This is a genomic window from bacterium (assembly GCA_030699905.1).
Lineage (GTDB): Bacteria > Patescibacteriota > Minisyncoccia > Phycocordibacterales.
On record JAUYKQ010000010.1, the window covers coordinates 40,346 to 55,228 of the forward strand.

The following is a 14,883-nucleotide window of genomic DNA, read 5'->3' on the forward strand; positions in this document are numbered from 1 at the left end:
ACGAAGTATATCCGAAGCTTCGCTTCGGAGACAGGACGAAAGGTTTTACAGCCAGCCCCTGTAAACAGAATAGTAGCGAACCATTAGCTCGTACGGTCTGTTTAACCATTTTCTCCTGGCCCACCATTGGCTGTTTTTCGGGTCGTAAATTTCTTCTATACCCGAAGGCACGAGAGGAATAAGTCCCACATTCCTTGCGGACTGAAACGCTCTCCAGTAGTGAGGGTAGTATGAAACCATGACTACCCTCTTGACACCTAATTTGTCACAATGAGATTTTAGCCAAAGGGTTATATCCCATGTGTTGAGGTAATTCGGCGATGCTTCCGTCTGGCGTAAACTAACGGCAGTTAGCGGAACATTCGGCAGGTATGGTTTCAGCTCTCCTTGAATTATTACTGGCACTCTCAGTTGAGCATAGAGAGTTTCTACGACGCTTGCCAGAAATATGTTGACCATACTTGGCTTAGAATCGCTGTTTTCTGCGGCCGCATGCGACATGATCGCTCCGGCATCCTTGATGCTTGTTTCCGGCACTTGCCATGAGGTAGTACACTTCCAAATTTTCATTCCATCTCCTTTGCCAACCCCAGATTCTTATTTGTGTTCTCCACGGCTTTGATGAAGCCGTGGAGAAGGTTGACGTAATCGATGGCCAGTTTCTTTGCTTTGGGAAGGCGAAGTTTTGGCGGATACTCGATGATATTGTTTCTCAAATCGTCGAGTACACTTTTGGGCTCGTGATAAGTTGAGGCGGGATTTCGCTTTCCGTCCAAGTACTCGAATTCGAAAGCGGGAATATCGGACTGGAATTGCCCGGCTCGAATTATCACCGACGGCATGAGATTTGATAGACGATCGGCGTCCATCAATACTTGCTGGACGAGCGATTGGTCGTCTCGGTTCAGTTCGGCGTGTCTTAGCACTGCCTGAACAATTTCTTCCAGTTCTTGAGGGGTGAAGTATCCCTCGGGTAGGAATGCGAGGCGTTTTCTAACATGATACTCTTCCGCTCCCTTATCTCCCTTCGGAACAATTCTGTCGGTGGAGTGGAGCATGGAAGCAACCCACGCTTTGGTTCCCGTCCGTGCGTCCGGCGATATCATAACCGCGATTTGGGCGACGGTGATATCGTGGTCAAGGCCGTGGCCTTGATGTTGTCTCGTTGAATTTTCATGGCCGGCTTTTACCGCTTCATAAAAGCGGGCAAACTTTTGCCGGAATACTTCAAAACTTCTCATTCGTTCCCTTTCTTTTTGGTTCTTGTTTTACCGTGTTCCACAAATATATTAGCATAACTATGTGCAAGTGTCAATGCATGTAATGTTTTGCGGATATGATAAAATTTACGCATTATATGAGAAAGGTAAAGCTATTTAAACCATTTGTCAGCTGGTATGCCGTCTGGAATGTCATCAAAACACTCCGAAGTAGCCAGCTCGCGGAAGGTCCAAGGGTCAAAGAATTTGAAGAAAAGTTTGCCAAGAGGTTTGGGCTGGGAAATGTTGTGGCGGTCAATTCCGGGACGGCGGCTTTAGAGCTTGCCTATGAACTTGCGGGAATTGGAGAGGGGGATGAGGTCATAACCCCGATTTTGACATGTCTTTATCAAAACGAAACGGTCTTGCTTTCTGATGGTCGTAAAATGTCGATAAAAAAAATGGTTAATCAAAAATATAACGGTGAAGTCGTTTCTTACAATCTAAAGACTGGAGAATTTGAAAATAAAAAAGTCATCGGCTGGCATAAAAATCCCATTGCGGGCAGAAAATGGTATAGAGTATACTTTGAAAATTCTATTGTTTCTCGATCTCAGTCTGGTCGTAAAGGGGTGTGGCTTACTGAAAACCATCCTATTCTTACTAAGAGAGGGTATATTCTCGCAAAAGATTTGAAGAAAAATGATATGGTTGCTACTTCTTTTTATTCACTAAATGACAAACAGAAAGAACTTTTTGAAGGCAGTATGCTTGGTGACGGGTATATTAGATTTGGCAGATCTGATAACTCTTCGTGCAGATTTGGTTTTTTGCAGCAAAAGGTAAATGAGGATTATGTTAACTTGAAAATTAAAGCATTGAACTCTTTTGCGCATCAAAGTTATAACAAAGGGAAGTACAAACAGAGCGGTGAAGCTGTCGGGGCGATTTTTCGTTCTTCGCCTATCTGGAACTTAGAAAGGAAAAATTGGTATAAAAACGGTAAGAAAATTTTACCGACTTCGTTTCGAGAAATTACACTTTTTTCTCTTGCTGTCTGGTATATGGATGACGGAAGTAGGCAGGGGAATTCCGCGGTCATTTGTTCAGAATCTTTTACCCTTGCAGATAATGAGAGATTGATAAGCATATTGAATGATAGTCTTGGTGTGAAAGCTTCAATACAAAGTAATTATAGACACGGTAAATTGGTTCCACGTATATACATAGGTAATGGCCACAATGGAGGTAAAATAATTAAAAAAGCGAATGCTTTTAAGTTTTTTAGAATGGTAGCCCCTTATATCCCGGAATCTTTGAGATATAAGTTGCCAGAGGATATAAGGTTGAATTGCCCATTTAATCCAAAATTGTGGGAGCTGAATAGGTCAAGGATTTTTTATGATTCTGTTTCCGTTATAAAAAATAAAAAACCTCTTGATGTTAAAAAGCACTTAAATTGGGTTTACTGCATTGATGTTGAAGACAATCACAATTTTATTTCCAAGAACATAATTTTACACAATTGCACCGCCACAAATATCCCATTCGTCAGAAGAAAGGCAAAAATAATATTCGCCGATATTGACCGTGATTTGAACATAAGCGTGGAGGATGTCAAAAGGAAAATCACTGCCAAAACAAAAGCCATAATTTTCGTCCATTTCGGAGGCAACAATCGGGGATTGAAAGAGCTTTTGGAAATCGCTCGAGAAAAAAACATCATTTTGATAGAAGACGCGGCTCAAGCTGTCATCTCTGATTTTTGGGGTAAAAGCGACTATACTTGCGTTTCGTTTCAAGCAATAAAAACACTGACAACCGGAGACGGCGGCGCATTGCTGTGCAAGAAAAAAGACGATTATGAAAAAGCAAAAAAACTTCGCTGGTTCGGTTATGACAGAGAAAAAAAACAAAAATTCGGCGATGTTGACCTGAAGGATGCCGGATACAAATATCACATGAACGATATAAGCGCTTCTATTGGCCTCGGTAATTTGAAAGTTTTTGATAAAGCCGTGGCGCATCACAGAAAACTTATGACCACTTATAAAGAGTGCGGTATCACAGCGTATCCGTGGTTTGCTTTGCTATTGACGGAGAAACGAGATGAGCTTAGAGCATATCTGAAAGACCACGGCATAGAGAGCGGTATGCAACACTACCGAAACGATATTTATACGATATTCGGCGGAAGAAAGAATTTTCCCATAATGGATGAGATTGAGAATAAGTATTTGCTTTTGCCTCTGCATATGGGAGTGACAATATCCGATGTAAAAAAGATATGTAATTTAATTAAAATATTTAATGAATCTTCTGATACGACCGCTTAAATATATCAATAGTTTGCCGTTTCCCGTCACCGTTCGCCATTACGCATCGTTTGGTCACATAGGGAGACGTCTGAAAGATGGCGAATTGCGCTCAAAAGAAAGCTGGCAAACTCTTCGAGATGAACATCCCCGCTACAGAATCCCGCAAGACAGAGAGACATGGATACACGAACTTTCTTTAAACAAGGATGGTCAGGACGACAAGTTGCAGGAAAGGATAAATGCCTTTGTTGCCCTAATTGAAAAAGAAGGTATAAGGACTGTATATTCTATTGGAGCCGGTGGTGGGGTTTTTGAGTATTATTTAAAAAAACGATTGCCTTATATTAAGATCGTAGCATCTGAGTTAACCCAAATGGGCGTCGATCGGTTGCGACGGGTTTTTATTGAATGTGATACTGTGGAGCGTTTTGATGCCCTTAACGCGGAACATTGGAAGAAAATTGGTTCGGACCCGGAAGGTGTCGTTTTCATATACCGCAACGAGCGTGAGTTTTCAGATGAGGACTGGAGGAAAATGTTTCGTTACATGGACGAAGCTGGCGTTCAAAAAGTATTTTTGGGGATTATGTATATGCTAACGGTGTCTGCTTTTGTCCAAGAAAAAATAAGGAATTTAAAGCGCAGGTTTCGGGGAGAATCCGTTACGTTTGTCGGATACTTGAGAAGTCACGAAGCATTTAGAACTTTTTGGGAAGACAGGTATAATGAACGGGAGATAAGCTTTCCAAATTGTCGAGGACTGTATTTAACCAGAACTTAATTTATATGAAAACAGCAAAAAAGTTAGCCGTTATCGCCGGGGGGTGGCATTTCCCCATAGCATTCTTTGAACAGATAGCGGCGCAAAAGATACCTGAAGCATGGGAGGTTCAAATGTTTTTGGTATCACATCGTGATCCGTCATACGCCATAGAGGAAAAAAAGAATCTATTGCTGAATTTAGGGTATGACCGAAGAGCTCTCTATGACCGTCTTTTGTATCGTAAGGTCGCAACCGTGGAAGAAATAGAGGCATTAGGATGGAAATACGTATTGGAGCCGAATACGATGGGAGATTGGGGAAATACCAACCAGTGGCTTGAGAAGAACGATTATAAAAATTATGACAAGTTTCTCGTCACGCACGATGACAACTTCATCCTTACCGACCGGATGTTCATGGACATTCTTCCGCAAGAAGATTGGCTTATTTTGACGAATTCTACCGGCAACGCGCAACGACGACTCCGTCAATGGTTGCATTTACCAAAGCCGTTCGCCTTACGCGGTTCGTTTGAATTTTTTACGCGCGAGATGTTTGATCTTATGGGCGGGAAATTTGATCTTTCACGCACCACTCTTACTCGCGAGGGTCAATTTACCACCTCGGGGGATTTTTCAGAGTTGAGTGACTGGAATCAAAACGATAAACCATTGAGGGATTTTATTTCGGCCCACAATCTTAAAGATAAAATAAAAGCCCTGTCACCGTTTTACCGCATGAGCAAATACTGTCTGGAAGGAGAAAGGGGATATATTCACAAGACAGAAAAATCCAACACCAAGGAAGAAGAAAAAGGACTTGACGCGGTAGAGGTGTATTATGGCAGAAAATAAAACCAAGCCGTTCTTTGGATTAACATGACCGACTTTTTCCGAAAACATAAAATAGTGGTTATCATCTTTGCTCTGGCGCTTATCGCCAGGGCGGCTCTGTTTTTCATAAATCTGGACGCGAATGGCGGTAATTTTGAAGAAACCGTTCACGGTTCCGACTGGTATTTTGAAGTGGCGAAAAACTTGGAGGCAGGAGAGGGTTTTGCCATATTTGCCGGAGAGCCGAGCGCCATACATGTGCCGTTATATCCTCTGTTTTTGTTTTTTTCGCTTTTTCTCTTCGGCAACTTCGCTTTCGCTGTCGTGGTTCAGGTCATAATCGGGTCTATCATACCCGTATTGGGCAAAATTGTGGCATTCAAAATAGTGCCGTCCGAAAAAATCTCGCTTCTTGTCGGTTTTTTTCTCGCTCTTGAACCGAACTTTGTCCTTTTTTCGTCAATTTTCTTTACTGAAACGCTTTTCATTTTCATCTTCCTTTTGTTTTTTATCGCCTTCCTGACGTATTTTAAAAATACCGACGCGCGGTTTCTGGCTTTAAGCGCTTTGCTTTTAGGCATGGCTACTCTTATAAAAACGGTAACACAATTTTTACCCATTATTTTACTTCCGCTTTTGTGGTGGTTTGTCAGAAAAAAACTGCCGATAAAAACCGTTTTTCTTCACTTCGGATTGTTTGCGGTTGTGTTTGTACTTGTCTTATCTCCGTGGTTGTATAGGAATTACAAGGTTTTTGGCGCTCCCGGAATGACCATTATGCCGACTTTGAACCTTTACGCCACTTTGGTCCCTTCCGTTTTGTCCGTGGAAAACGGAACGAGTTTTAACGAAGCGCGAGATGCTTTTCTAAAGCAGACCGGAGTGGATCTCAAAACTTTAACTTTCGCCAATGCTTCAGATTTTAACAAAGAGGCCTTTGGGGAGCTGTGGCAAAACAAACTATCGTTCATTAAAGTGTCAGCCGTTAACATATTTACTTTCTTTACACACGACGGCATGCTCACTGTTCTTGAAAACGCCGGAATAACTCCGGAGAGGTATCTTTCAAGGTCGGCGCTTGAGCTTTTCTTTTTCTCACCCGTCCAATTTGCAAAAACGGTCTACCAATATATTTTCTCTCCTTTCGTTCTTGTGCTCGTTATGCGTCTCTTTTGGCTACTTGTAACCGCGCTTTTCTTAGTGGGAACAATACTGCTTTTGCGCCGGAAAATGTTCACTGTTTCAGTCGCTCTTTCTCTGGCGACGGTTCTGTATTTTGCCGGTACGACCCCTTCAAACGGTCTTACCGTAAACGCGCGTTTTAGAATGCCTGTTTATCCGATAATACTGACAATCGCTCTATACTCCGTCTTTGAAAGAAAAAGGCAAAAGGACGACTATTCTTCTCTAAATCCTGTTTCAACAAAATGAAAATCACCTATATCGTAAATACACGAATGCCTAATCAAAGGGCTCACGGTTTTCAAATAGCCAAAACCTGCGAGAAATTTGCCGAATTGGGAAACGACGTTGAACTGTGGCATCCTTACAGAATAAACGACATAGGCGATGACGTTTTCGCCTATTACGGGTTGAAGAAAAATTTCAAAATCAGGGTTATTTCGGTTTTCGATCCTTTGTTTTTGGAAAGGTATATAGGAGCTCTGGCTTTTCATTTACAGTCGATGGCGTTTTTTCTTACGGTCTTTTTTTCGCCGATTGAAAAGGGCAGGGTGGTATTTACTCGCGATTTTATGGTGGCTTTTCTTTTAAGGGCGCGCGGATTTGAGGTTGTTTACAACGCGCACAATTGGTCCGGACACCGTTCTTTTTTTTCATTCCTTCTGGACAAGAAGGTGAAAATTGTCTGCAATTCCGAAGGTACATGCGCAAAGTTGAAAGATAGAGGTTTTGAAAATTCTCTTGTGGCGCGTAACGGCGTTGAAATTTCTGAATTTACCACAGTGGAGAGCAAGTCAGACATAAAGAAAAAACTGTCTATACCCGCGGATAAAAAAGTGATAATGTATGCGGGTAACCTCTATAGATGGAAAGGCGTTGATGTTATCTTGGAAGCAGTCAAACTGCCGGAAGTCAAAAGCTTGAATGCTGTAGTTTTTATAGTCGGTGGCGACGAAAACGACGTAGAGGCATACAAGAAAAAAGTGGAAGAGGAAAACATTTCCGGCGTCGCCTTTTCCGGACATGTTTTGCGCAAAGACATACCTTTTTACCTTAAAGCGGCGGATGTCTTGATTTTGCCAAACAGCGCGGAGTCGGAAGAATCCGTAAGCTATACTTCGCCTATAAAAATGTTTGAATACATGGCAAGTGGCGTTCCGATAATCGCTTCCGACCTTCCTTCCATTCGTGAAGTGCTAAACGATAGGAGCTGTTTTTTTGTAAAACCGGACAGACCGGAAGAGCTCGGCGGGGCTATTTCCAAAATGCTTTCAGACAGCTCGCTTTGCAAAAGAATCGCGGACCAAGCCCTTTTGGACGTAAAAAAATATACTTGGGACGAATATGCCAAGAAAATCATTCTGTTTCTTGAAAAGAATTAAAATGAAAAAGAATGTTGATTTTTACAATAAAGAAAGCCGGCTGTACTCCGAGAAAAGATATCTCGGTCCCACTGACAACTTTATAAAGTATTTCTTTAGACGACGCCTTTCCATTCTTTTGGAGTTTGTGAAAAGGGAAGCGTCCGGTCATCAAAGGGGCTTGTCTCTTTTGGATATCGGTTGCGCCGATGGTTTTGTGATGAGGGAAATTTGCGATAAAAACTTCAGATGGGCGGAAAAATTTACAGGCATAGACACCTCGCCTCAAATGGTAGAAAGAGCCGTGGCAAAGTACGGGGCCGACAAGAGATTTTCTTTTTTTGTAAGAGGGGAGGAGCCGAGAGAAAAATACGATATTGTCGTGGAAATAGGGGTTCCGTTGTCAGATTGGCGAGAGGAATTCAGATACGTTCTTTCAAAACTCAAAGACGACGGCGTATACATATTTTCCACTCCCGGGTCAAAAAATTCTCTTTATTCAAGAATAAAAAAGGATTTTCACGTTGAAAACCCGATGTCTTTTAAAGAGTTTGATTCTTTGGTGTCCGAATTCTTTGAAGTCAAAAGAGTCAAGAATTATGCTTTTTTTGTGCCGTTTTTGTGGCGTTTTCCGAGAATAGCCAGAATAAAACAGCCATTTTTTGAAGCGATTTTGGGATTTGTTTTTCCCAAAATCAGCCATGAAAAGATTTTTCTGCTCAAAAAAAAGGCAGATAAACCGTCGTTTAAAATTTCAAACGCCGGTTTTGTGAAGTCGGTTTTTGACGGTTTGGTTTTGAAAAAACACATCTTTTTCTTTCTCGTCAGGTATCTTTTTGCCGGTCTAACTTCTTTTTTTACAAATATTTTTCTTTTGTTTTTGTTCGCGGGAGTTCTTGGCTGGTGGTACTTGTACGCTTCCACTTTGGCTTTCGCCATTTCGGTTTTGGTCAGTTTCGTTGTTCAAAAATTGGTTACTTTCAGGGACACCACAAGGGACAAAGTCCATTATCAGGCAGGCATGTATGTCGTAATAGCTCTTTTTAACATATGCGCCAATGCCGTTATGATGCTTGTTTTTGTGGAGAAATTCGGCATTCCGTATATGTTTTCGCAAGTTATTTCTGCCGGTTTTATAGCAGTGTGGAGCATATTTGTTTATAGGTTTATTATATTTCCTCGGGGTAGAATATATTGATATGTGGTACAGATTTTTGGAAAAATTGCACAACAAAATTCTTTTTCTTCTCGGATTCGGAAATCCGGATATGCGCGCAAACGGCGAATTACGCGCTTTGAGTTATGTCAAAAGCCGTCTGTCGCTCTCCGGGTCGGGCAAGATGGTGGTTTTTGACGTGGGAGCAAATGTCGGTGAATATTCCAGGGCGGTTTTAGACATCTTTCCTGAAGCTGACCTTTATCTTTTTGAACCGCAAAAAGAGCTTTTTGCCAAACTCTCAAAAGAATTTACGAATGTTTTCAAACTGGGACTAAGCGACAAGGCGGGAGTCGGACCTATTTACGGGAACAAAGACAAAAAAGGACTGGCTTCTCTTTACAATCGGAATTTGGAACACTTTAACTTGGAGCTTGCCAAACAGGAGGACGTGGAACTCGGCACCGTTTCAGGTTTTTGCGCCGGAAGAAAAATCTCCAGAATACACCTTCTCAAACTTGACGTTGAGGGGCACGAACTTCGTGTTCTTGAGGGAGCGAAAGAGATGTTTGGGAATATTGACTTTATCCAATTTGAATTTGGCGGTTGTAACATTGATTCCAAAACTTTCTTTCAGGACTTCTGGCGGTTACTCTCTAAACGTTATAAAATTTACAGGATAACCGGTGGGGGACTTAGGGAAATAAATCGGTACGAGGAGAGAAATGAAATATTTTTAACGTCAAATTATTTGGCGGAAATCAAAAAAAAATGACAAATAAAAAACTTTCAATAATAATACCGGCGTGGAACGAAGAAAAGACGGTCGGCAAAGTAATTGAAAAGGTTTTAGCCGCGCCATTTCCCGTTGGTTGGCAAAAAGAAGTTATCGCCGTAAATGACGGTTCTTCAGACGGAACAAAAGCGGTGATTGACAGTTTTTCCACGAGGATAAAAGCCGTTCACATGTCCAAAAACGGTGGGAAAGGGAGCGCCGTGAAGGAAGGGTTGAAAAAAGCTTCTGGAGATTTTGCCGTCATTCAGGATGCCGACCTTGAGTGTGATCCCGCGGAGATAGCTCTGCTTCTTGAAGCTCTTCAGAAATCGCCTCAAGAAAAAACAGCTGTCATGGGTTCTCGTGAGATGTTTTACGGCAACCAGAAGGACTGGTCTTTGTCGCGACTTGGTTCTCTGTCCATAACCACTCTTATCAACTTTCTTTACGGCTCTTCTTTTTCGGACGCTCTCATGTGTTACAAGCTTTTTCCTCGCCGAACTTTCGGTTATTTTCAAGGGGGAGGTTTTGACTCCGAAATGATTTTCCTTGTAAATCTTTTGAAGGACGGCTATAAAGTCATTGAGGTGCCTGTTACTTATAATCCAAGAGACAAGGGTCAAGGTAAAAAAATAAGCTATATCCACGGAGTGCAGATTATCTTTAAAATTTTGCGTTTGTGGATTTCGCATAAGTTTGGTAAAAAAAATGAATAGCCAAAACAAACTAAGTTCCGTTTCTTTTTTCTGTCCGGCCTATAGGGAGGAGAAAAACCTTCCCGACCTTATTCCAGTCGTCTCGGATTTTTTGGAGAAAAACGCTTTGAAATACGAGATTTTGATAATTGAGGACGGCAGTCCGGACAACACTTTTCAAGTGGCAAAAGATTTGGCCAAACGTTTCCCTCATGTACGCGTTATTCATCATGAAAAAAACGCCGGTTACTCGGCGACTCTTAAGGAGGGTTTTGAAATATCGCAATATGATTATGTAATGTATACGGATGGCGACAATCAATACAACGTTTTTGATTTTGAACCCGGTTTGCATTTGCTTGAGAGCAATGACGTCATAGCCGGATACGCCATAAAAAAAGCGGTTTCTCCCTTTAGGAAGTTTCAGTCATGGACGCACAATTTTTTAATATCTTTGCTTTTTTTCACCGCTTTTCGGGATATAAACTGTTCAATGAAAATATTTAAGAGAAAGGTTATAGAAAATTTGGAGATTAAAAGCAATCCTCGTGGGGCTTTCATTGATGCCGAAATGATGATAAAAGCCAAGCGTACGGGTTTCAAAATAAAGCAATTCCCGGTGACTCATTATGAAAGGAAGGTTGGGATAGCTATCGGTTCAAAGCCGAGTGTTATTTTCCATACAATCACAGACATGATAAAGCTTAGACTGGGCTTGCTGTAAAAATTTGTCAATGAGAGAAAAATTCTATAAAACCTACTTTAAGATTGAGAAAGAGCATTGGTTGATGAAAGTGCGTCGGCGCGTTGTTTTTGACGTCCTTCATAACGTACTTGAAAAAAATAAAGAGAGTAAAATCCTTGATTTCGGATGCGGTTCCGGGATTCTCGTGGAAGAATTATCTTCCGAGGGTTACAAAGCATTTGGTGTAGATGTTTCAAGAGAAGCGATTAGGTTTGGAAATTCAGAAGGTATTAAAAATATTAAAGTCATGGCCTCGGACAAGATAGATTTTCCGGATAACGTATTTGATGTCGTAACGGCTCTTGATGTATTGGAGCATTTAGAGAATGAAAAGTTGTCGATGAAAGAGATTGAAAGAGTCTTAAAACCCGGTGGAGTCCTCATCGTTATGGTTCCTGCTTATATGTTTTTGTGGGGGGTTCAGGATGAAGTGGCGCATCATTATAGAAGATATACCGAGAGCTCTCTGCTTACGGTGATTAAGAAATCCGGATGTATTTTACCATTCAGGACAACATACTTTAATAGTTTTCTTTTTTTTCCGATTGCGGCTGTTCGCCTGTTGAGCAGGGCGTTGAATCTAAGGAATAGAGAATCTGATTTTGATATCAACAATGTATTTTTGAATAAATTGTTTTTTGCTATTTTTAATTTGGAAAGAATTCTTCTAAAAAAAATTAGTTTTCCTTTCGGAGTTTCTATATTGTCGGTATGTAAAAAGTCAGAAAAATCTGGAGATCTGTTTTAGTTCATTGTTCTTTTATGATGAGATTACTTACGGAAGAATTTTTACTATCTGGGATATGTAGAGTTAGTTCGGATACTTTTGAAGAAAGTGAGTATGTATAGATTTGAAGAAGGTTTATCGTTATCTTATAAAGTCGTTTGTCAGCATTCGTTAGGTACGCGGTGTAGTCGTCCACCCTTATTTTTCCGGCTTCTCCCGTCGTTTCAAAATCATTATTATAGCTAAAAGAAAGTTCTATATTACCAGAGACATTATCAGTGGTGAGCACAAATTCCACCGTGGTGAGTTCCTCAGGATCAAATTCACCGGACTTTATAAGCACGTTACCTTTGACATGGTCACTCCTGAAGCTTTCTTGTGAATCTTCAGGGGGAGACGCTTCCATTCTAAGGCGAACAGGAGACGTGTAATATGTTCTGATCGCGGACCCTTCTTTTCCCAGAAGCCTTAAAAACTCGGGGTTGGTTGAATCTCTAACGCTTGAGACCGTTTTTACGGTTTTGGTCTTGACATCCGGAGGCATAAATTCGTTTTGCGCAAGTGCAATCGGCGTATCTGTCCCGAAGAACCAAATGTAGTCGGCCAAAGTGTATCCGGGCATTCCTTGAAAAATATGCGCTCCGGTGAGGTTCGGAATTGTTACAGGTTCGCCGTTTTGGGAAAGAGCGGCCAGTTCTTTGATTAAAGTGTCTTCCAGTTTGAGGACGGCCTCCTTTCTTTGGACGGATTCTTCCTTTAACCTTAAAGAATGGAATGAAAAAACTTGCTGAAGAGCCAATATGACGATTATTGTCGCGATGACAACTTTTCCGGCAGTTTCTTTTTTTGCTCTTATAAACCACAAAGCTCCGAGGGTCAAAAATATGGAATAAAAATAGTACGGCGGTCCGGCATATCTGTAGTCAAAATCCGGCACAGTGTTGTGGTCCGGCCGAGCCAATATCACCATCAAAATTGAAATAAATATTCCCAAAAGGAGGTAAGCGGTTATATAATGTTCTTTCTTGGACGAGTATTTATGGACAAGCCACAGCAAAGCTCCATTCAGTAACAAAATCAAAATCTCTAAAGTCGGCCACAGTTTTTCCGCGCTTTTCACTACGGCTGGGTGGGCCGCTATTTTTTCCATATCTGGAGCAAAAGCGGAAAGGGAAACGCCGGAAGCGAACAATGAAGAAAAGTTCCTTGCCAGAGGAACAGGTCTCCAGTTCTCTTTTCTTTGTATGGAAGAATCTGTTTCCAATATGCCTCCATCAAGCGACGTCAGAAATGTTCCCGGCTGTATGACGGTAAATGTGATAAAGAAAAACAAAGCATATAGCACGGCAACCGCGGTTACTAAGGCGAGAGGTATTTTGTTTTCTTTAAGAAATTTATTCATGTATGTTATGTGTGCGTGGGTTTCCGTCTTTGAAACTTTTTACAGCAATCATAAATATGATAATGGTCGGTATGGTCCAGATGCCGGACGTGTCCACTAATAATGAACACATCAAAGCAGTGGCAAAAATAGTCATATATTTTTTTTCCCGCGAGTCAAGCCAAGCGAGATAACTCCACGTCGCTATGGAAAAAAATAAAAGCACTTGCGGGTAAACGGTCATTATGTAAAAACCGGTAAATATCTCCGTCCAGCCGGAGGCGCCGGCAAAGATGATTAAGAAAATGAAAAAACTTGAGAGTTCAAACCCCAGTCGTTTGAAAGTTAGATAAGTGAAAAAGGGAATGAGAGCGAAAAGTACGAAAAAGAAAATGTTGTAGGGAAGCGGATTTAGTCCGAATAAAAGGTCAAGAGCTTTCATTTCGGCAATAAAGAGAAGGAGGACGTGGTCGTTGCCGTGAGGCAGAAGAATTGACTCGGAAAAAGGCAGGGAATGATTGAGGCCGACAATTTCAAAATCGTCCATGTTAAAGTAGCCGTTTAGAATGTTTCCGCCGTGGCTTAAGAATACAAACAGAAGACAGATTAAGAGAATCAGCGTGTTTTGTTTCGCGTTGCTTAATGATTCAAAAAAACGCTTTAAATTTTCCAAAATTTGCCGTAACTTTTTTTGGAAAAATAAAAAAGAACCAAAAGCGATGAGTGATATAATGACGGATAGTATAAGGCCGTTTTTTATGCCTGCGAAATATATTTTGGCGGTTGGGCCGAAAAGTTCCAACCTTGACATGTCAAAATTAAGGACGACCGCGAGTGCGAAGGAGGACAGTAAAAAAGCGCCACCCAAAATAAAAAAATGAATATTTTGAATAAAAAAAGCCGAAAATTTTCCTGCGGTTTTCATTGTTGTAAATAGTAACCTTTTTTGTCGGAGCTGTCATGACAAGGTGCTATTGACAATAGTTATTAAGATGGTACTCTTATCAGAAGTGGATTGTGGCCAGCTATCTTTTGTGCTACAACTTCGTGTTTTCAGGATAAGCTCTTAAAAATATTTTGATTATGAAATACCTACTGATCCCATCGTGCGAAGTCGCGAGACGTGACAAGTTGTCCGGCACGACCACGGAGAGACGTCTCAAGAGGGGAATTTCTCTCTGGAAAAGTGGAGGGTTTGACAGGATAATTGTCTCAGGAGGGATATGTTTTCCTCCGGACGTGCAGACATTATCAATGGCTTTTCTCATGTTCTCGTGGCTTAAAGAACGTGGCATCTCTGGGGAAGTTATACTGTGCGAAGGTATGTCAAAAGACACCTTTGAAAACATCGCCTTCTCGCTTGCTTTTATAGAGAGTGACCGAGACGCTGAAATCACGATAGTCACTCATTGGCAACACGCCCTACGGTTTTGGGCAACCTTGCGGTTTGGATATAGGGATTGTGTCGCCAGCGTAATACCGATGTGGTATTGGGTGAATCTGAAAGATTTCACTCTGGAATGGGCGATGCTTCTTGTTCATCTATTGGATCCGAGAGGCAAATGCTTCATTGCTCAATGGAATAGAAGACGACGCTCATTTTTCATTTGAGCCATTCAAAACTGATCGGCATACTATCATGCGAGGTCAGTTTTTTTGTCTTCCTAATACTATGATTCCAGTAAAATAAAATATTGTTAACTGCTTTTGTCACGCTTTTTTTACTCCAATCTTTATTCCTGTCATCC

Annotated in this window: 15 protein-coding genes; 11 read left to right on the plus strand and 4 right to left on the minus strand. The window is 41.3% G+C overall.

Annotated features, from left to right (window positions below; genetic code table 11):
* Positions 1-45: 45 nt before the first annotated feature.
* Both Q8P86_01545 and Q8P86_01550 read right to left on the minus strand, forming a co-directional pair.
* Positions 46-570 carry a hypothetical protein gene (locus Q8P86_01545; protein ID MDP3996359.1) on the minus strand — a complete coding sequence of 175 codons (525 nt, stop codon included), beginning with the start codon at positions 568-570 and terminating at the stop codon, positions 46-48.
* Positions 567-1,241, minus strand: a complete 675-nt coding sequence (locus tag Q8P86_01550; protein ID MDP3996360.1) for an HD domain-containing protein — start codon at positions 1,239-1,241, stop codon at positions 567-569. The genes Q8P86_01545 and Q8P86_01550 overlap by 4 nt, the downstream gene beginning before the upstream one ends.
* A 116-nt stretch (positions 1,242-1,357) precedes the next feature.
* Here Q8P86_01550 and Q8P86_01555 point away from each other — a divergent pair, with 116 nt between their 5' ends.
* Genes Q8P86_01555 through Q8P86_01600 form a run of 10 tightly spaced genes read left to right on the plus strand, consistent with a single transcriptional unit; the run spans position 1,358 to position 11,775 of the window.
* A complete protein-coding gene (locus Q8P86_01555) occupies positions 1,358-3,535 on the plus strand; it encodes an aminotransferase class V-fold PLP-dependent enzyme (protein ID MDP3996361.1) in 2,178 nt (725 codons plus the stop codon).
* Entirely contained in the window at positions 3,510-4,298 is a 789-nt protein-coding gene (locus Q8P86_01560; protein MDP3996362.1) for a hypothetical protein, read from the plus strand. Before Q8P86_01555 ends, Q8P86_01560 begins: the two co-directional genes overlap by 26 nt.
* Before the next feature lie 5 nt (positions 4,299-4,303).
* Positions 4,304-5,134: a hypothetical protein gene (locus Q8P86_01565; protein ID MDP3996363.1), complete on the plus strand. Its 831-nt coding sequence runs from the start codon at positions 4,304-4,306 to the stop codon at positions 5,132-5,134.
* A 24-nt stretch (positions 5,135-5,158) separates the two neighbouring features.
* Entirely contained in the window at positions 5,159-6,544 is a 1,386-nt protein-coding gene (locus Q8P86_01570; GenBank protein ID MDP3996364.1) for a glycosyltransferase family 39 protein, read from the plus strand.
* Positions 6,541-7,677 carry a glycosyltransferase family 4 protein gene (locus Q8P86_01575; protein ID MDP3996365.1) on the plus strand — a complete coding sequence of 379 codons (1,137 nt, stop codon included), beginning with the start codon at positions 6,541-6,543 and terminating at the stop codon, positions 7,675-7,677. Before Q8P86_01570 ends, Q8P86_01575 begins: the two co-directional genes overlap by 4 nt.
* Positions 7,640-8,854, plus strand: a complete 1,215-nt coding sequence (locus Q8P86_01580) for a GtrA family protein (GenBank protein ID MDP3996366.1) — start codon at positions 7,640-7,642, stop codon at positions 8,852-8,854. The genes Q8P86_01575 and Q8P86_01580 overlap by 38 nt, the downstream gene beginning before the upstream one ends.
* A 1-nt stretch (position 8,855) precedes the next feature.
* Positions 8,856-9,587 (plus strand): FkbM family methyltransferase, encoded by a 732-nt coding sequence (locus Q8P86_01585; protein ID MDP3996367.1) that lies wholly within the window; start codon positions 8,856-8,858, stop codon positions 9,585-9,587.
* Positions 9,584-10,303, plus strand: coding sequence for a glycosyltransferase family 2 protein (locus tag Q8P86_01590; protein MDP3996368.1), 720 nt, complete (start codon positions 9,584-9,586; stop codon positions 10,301-10,303). Before Q8P86_01585 ends, Q8P86_01590 begins: the two co-directional genes overlap by 4 nt.
* Positions 10,296-11,006 (plus strand): glycosyltransferase family 2 protein, encoded by a 711-nt coding sequence (locus Q8P86_01595; protein MDP3996369.1) that lies wholly within the window; start codon positions 10,296-10,298, stop codon positions 11,004-11,006. The genes Q8P86_01590 and Q8P86_01595 overlap by 8 nt, the downstream gene beginning before the upstream one ends.
* Positions 11,007-11,016: 10 nt before the next feature.
* Positions 11,017-11,775, plus strand: a complete 759-nt coding sequence (locus tag Q8P86_01600) for a methyltransferase domain-containing protein (GenBank protein MDP3996370.1) — start codon at positions 11,017-11,019, stop codon at positions 11,773-11,775.
* Between the two features lies 1 nt (position 11,776).
* Here the strand turns inward: Q8P86_01600 and Q8P86_01605 are convergent, their stop codons facing one another.
* Entirely contained in the window at positions 11,777-13,156 is a 1,380-nt protein-coding gene (locus Q8P86_01605) for a hypothetical protein (protein MDP3996371.1), read from the minus strand.
* The gene (locus Q8P86_01610; GenBank protein ID MDP3996372.1) at positions 13,149-14,060 is read right to left on the minus strand and encodes a hypothetical protein; all 912 of its coding nucleotides are present in this window, start codon (positions 14,058-14,060) and stop codon (positions 13,149-13,151) included. The genes Q8P86_01605 and Q8P86_01610 overlap by 8 nt, the downstream gene beginning before the upstream one ends.
* A gap of 158 nt (positions 14,061-14,218) precedes the next feature.
* Between Q8P86_01610 and Q8P86_01615 the strand changes: the two genes are divergently transcribed.
* Positions 14,219-14,746 carry a YdcF family protein gene (locus Q8P86_01615; GenBank protein ID MDP3996373.1) on the plus strand — a complete coding sequence of 176 codons (528 nt, stop codon included), beginning with the start codon at positions 14,219-14,221 and terminating at the stop codon, positions 14,744-14,746.
* Positions 14,747-14,883: the final 137 nt, after the last annotated feature.

Bases quoted from the DNA above. Each gene is read 5' to 3' on its own strand.
- Q8P86_01545 (MDP3996359.1), bottom strand. From the start codon at position 570: ATGAAAATTTGGAAGTGTACTACCTCATGGCAAGTGCCGGAAACAAGC.
- Q8P86_01550 (MDP3996360.1), bottom strand. From the start codon at position 1,241: ATGAGAAGTTTTGAAGTATTCCGGCAAAAGTTTGCCCGCTTTTATGAA.
- Q8P86_01555 (MDP3996361.1), top strand. From the start codon at position 1,358: ATGAGAAAGGTAAAGCTATTTAAACCATTTGTCAGCTGGTATGCCGTC.
- Q8P86_01560 (MDP3996362.1), top strand. From the start codon at position 3,510: ATGAATCTTCTGATACGACCGCTTAAATATATCAATAGTTTGCCGTTT.
- Q8P86_01565 (MDP3996363.1), top strand. From the start codon at position 4,304: ATGAAAACAGCAAAAAAGTTAGCCGTTATCGCCGGGGGGTGGCATTTC.
- Q8P86_01570 (MDP3996364.1), top strand. From the start codon at position 5,159: ATGACCGACTTTTTCCGAAAACATAAAATAGTGGTTATCATCTTTGCT.
- Q8P86_01575 (MDP3996365.1), top strand. From the start codon at position 6,541: ATGAAAATCACCTATATCGTAAATACACGAATGCCTAATCAAAGGGCT.
- Q8P86_01580 (MDP3996366.1), top strand. From the start codon at position 7,640: ATGCCAAGAAAATCATTCTGTTTCTTGAAAAGAATTAAAATGAAAAAG.
- Q8P86_01585 (MDP3996367.1), top strand. From the start codon at position 8,856: ATGTGGTACAGATTTTTGGAAAAATTGCACAACAAAATTCTTTTTCTT.
- Q8P86_01590 (MDP3996368.1), top strand. From the start codon at position 9,584: ATGACAAATAAAAAACTTTCAATAATAATACCGGCGTGGAACGAAGAA.
- Q8P86_01595 (MDP3996369.1), top strand. From the start codon at position 10,296: ATGAATAGCCAAAACAAACTAAGTTCCGTTTCTTTTTTCTGTCCGGCC.
- Q8P86_01600 (MDP3996370.1), top strand. From the start codon at position 11,017: ATGAGAGAAAAATTCTATAAAACCTACTTTAAGATTGAGAAAGAGCAT.
- Q8P86_01605 (MDP3996371.1), bottom strand. From the start codon at position 13,156: ATGAATAAATTTCTTAAAGAAAACAAAATACCTCTCGCCTTAGTAACC.
- Q8P86_01610 (MDP3996372.1), bottom strand. From the start codon at position 14,060: ATGAAAACCGCAGGAAAATTTTCGGCTTTTTTTATTCAAAATATTCAT.
- Q8P86_01615 (MDP3996373.1), top strand. From the start codon at position 14,219: ATGAAATACCTACTGATCCCATCGTGCGAAGTCGCGAGACGTGACAAG.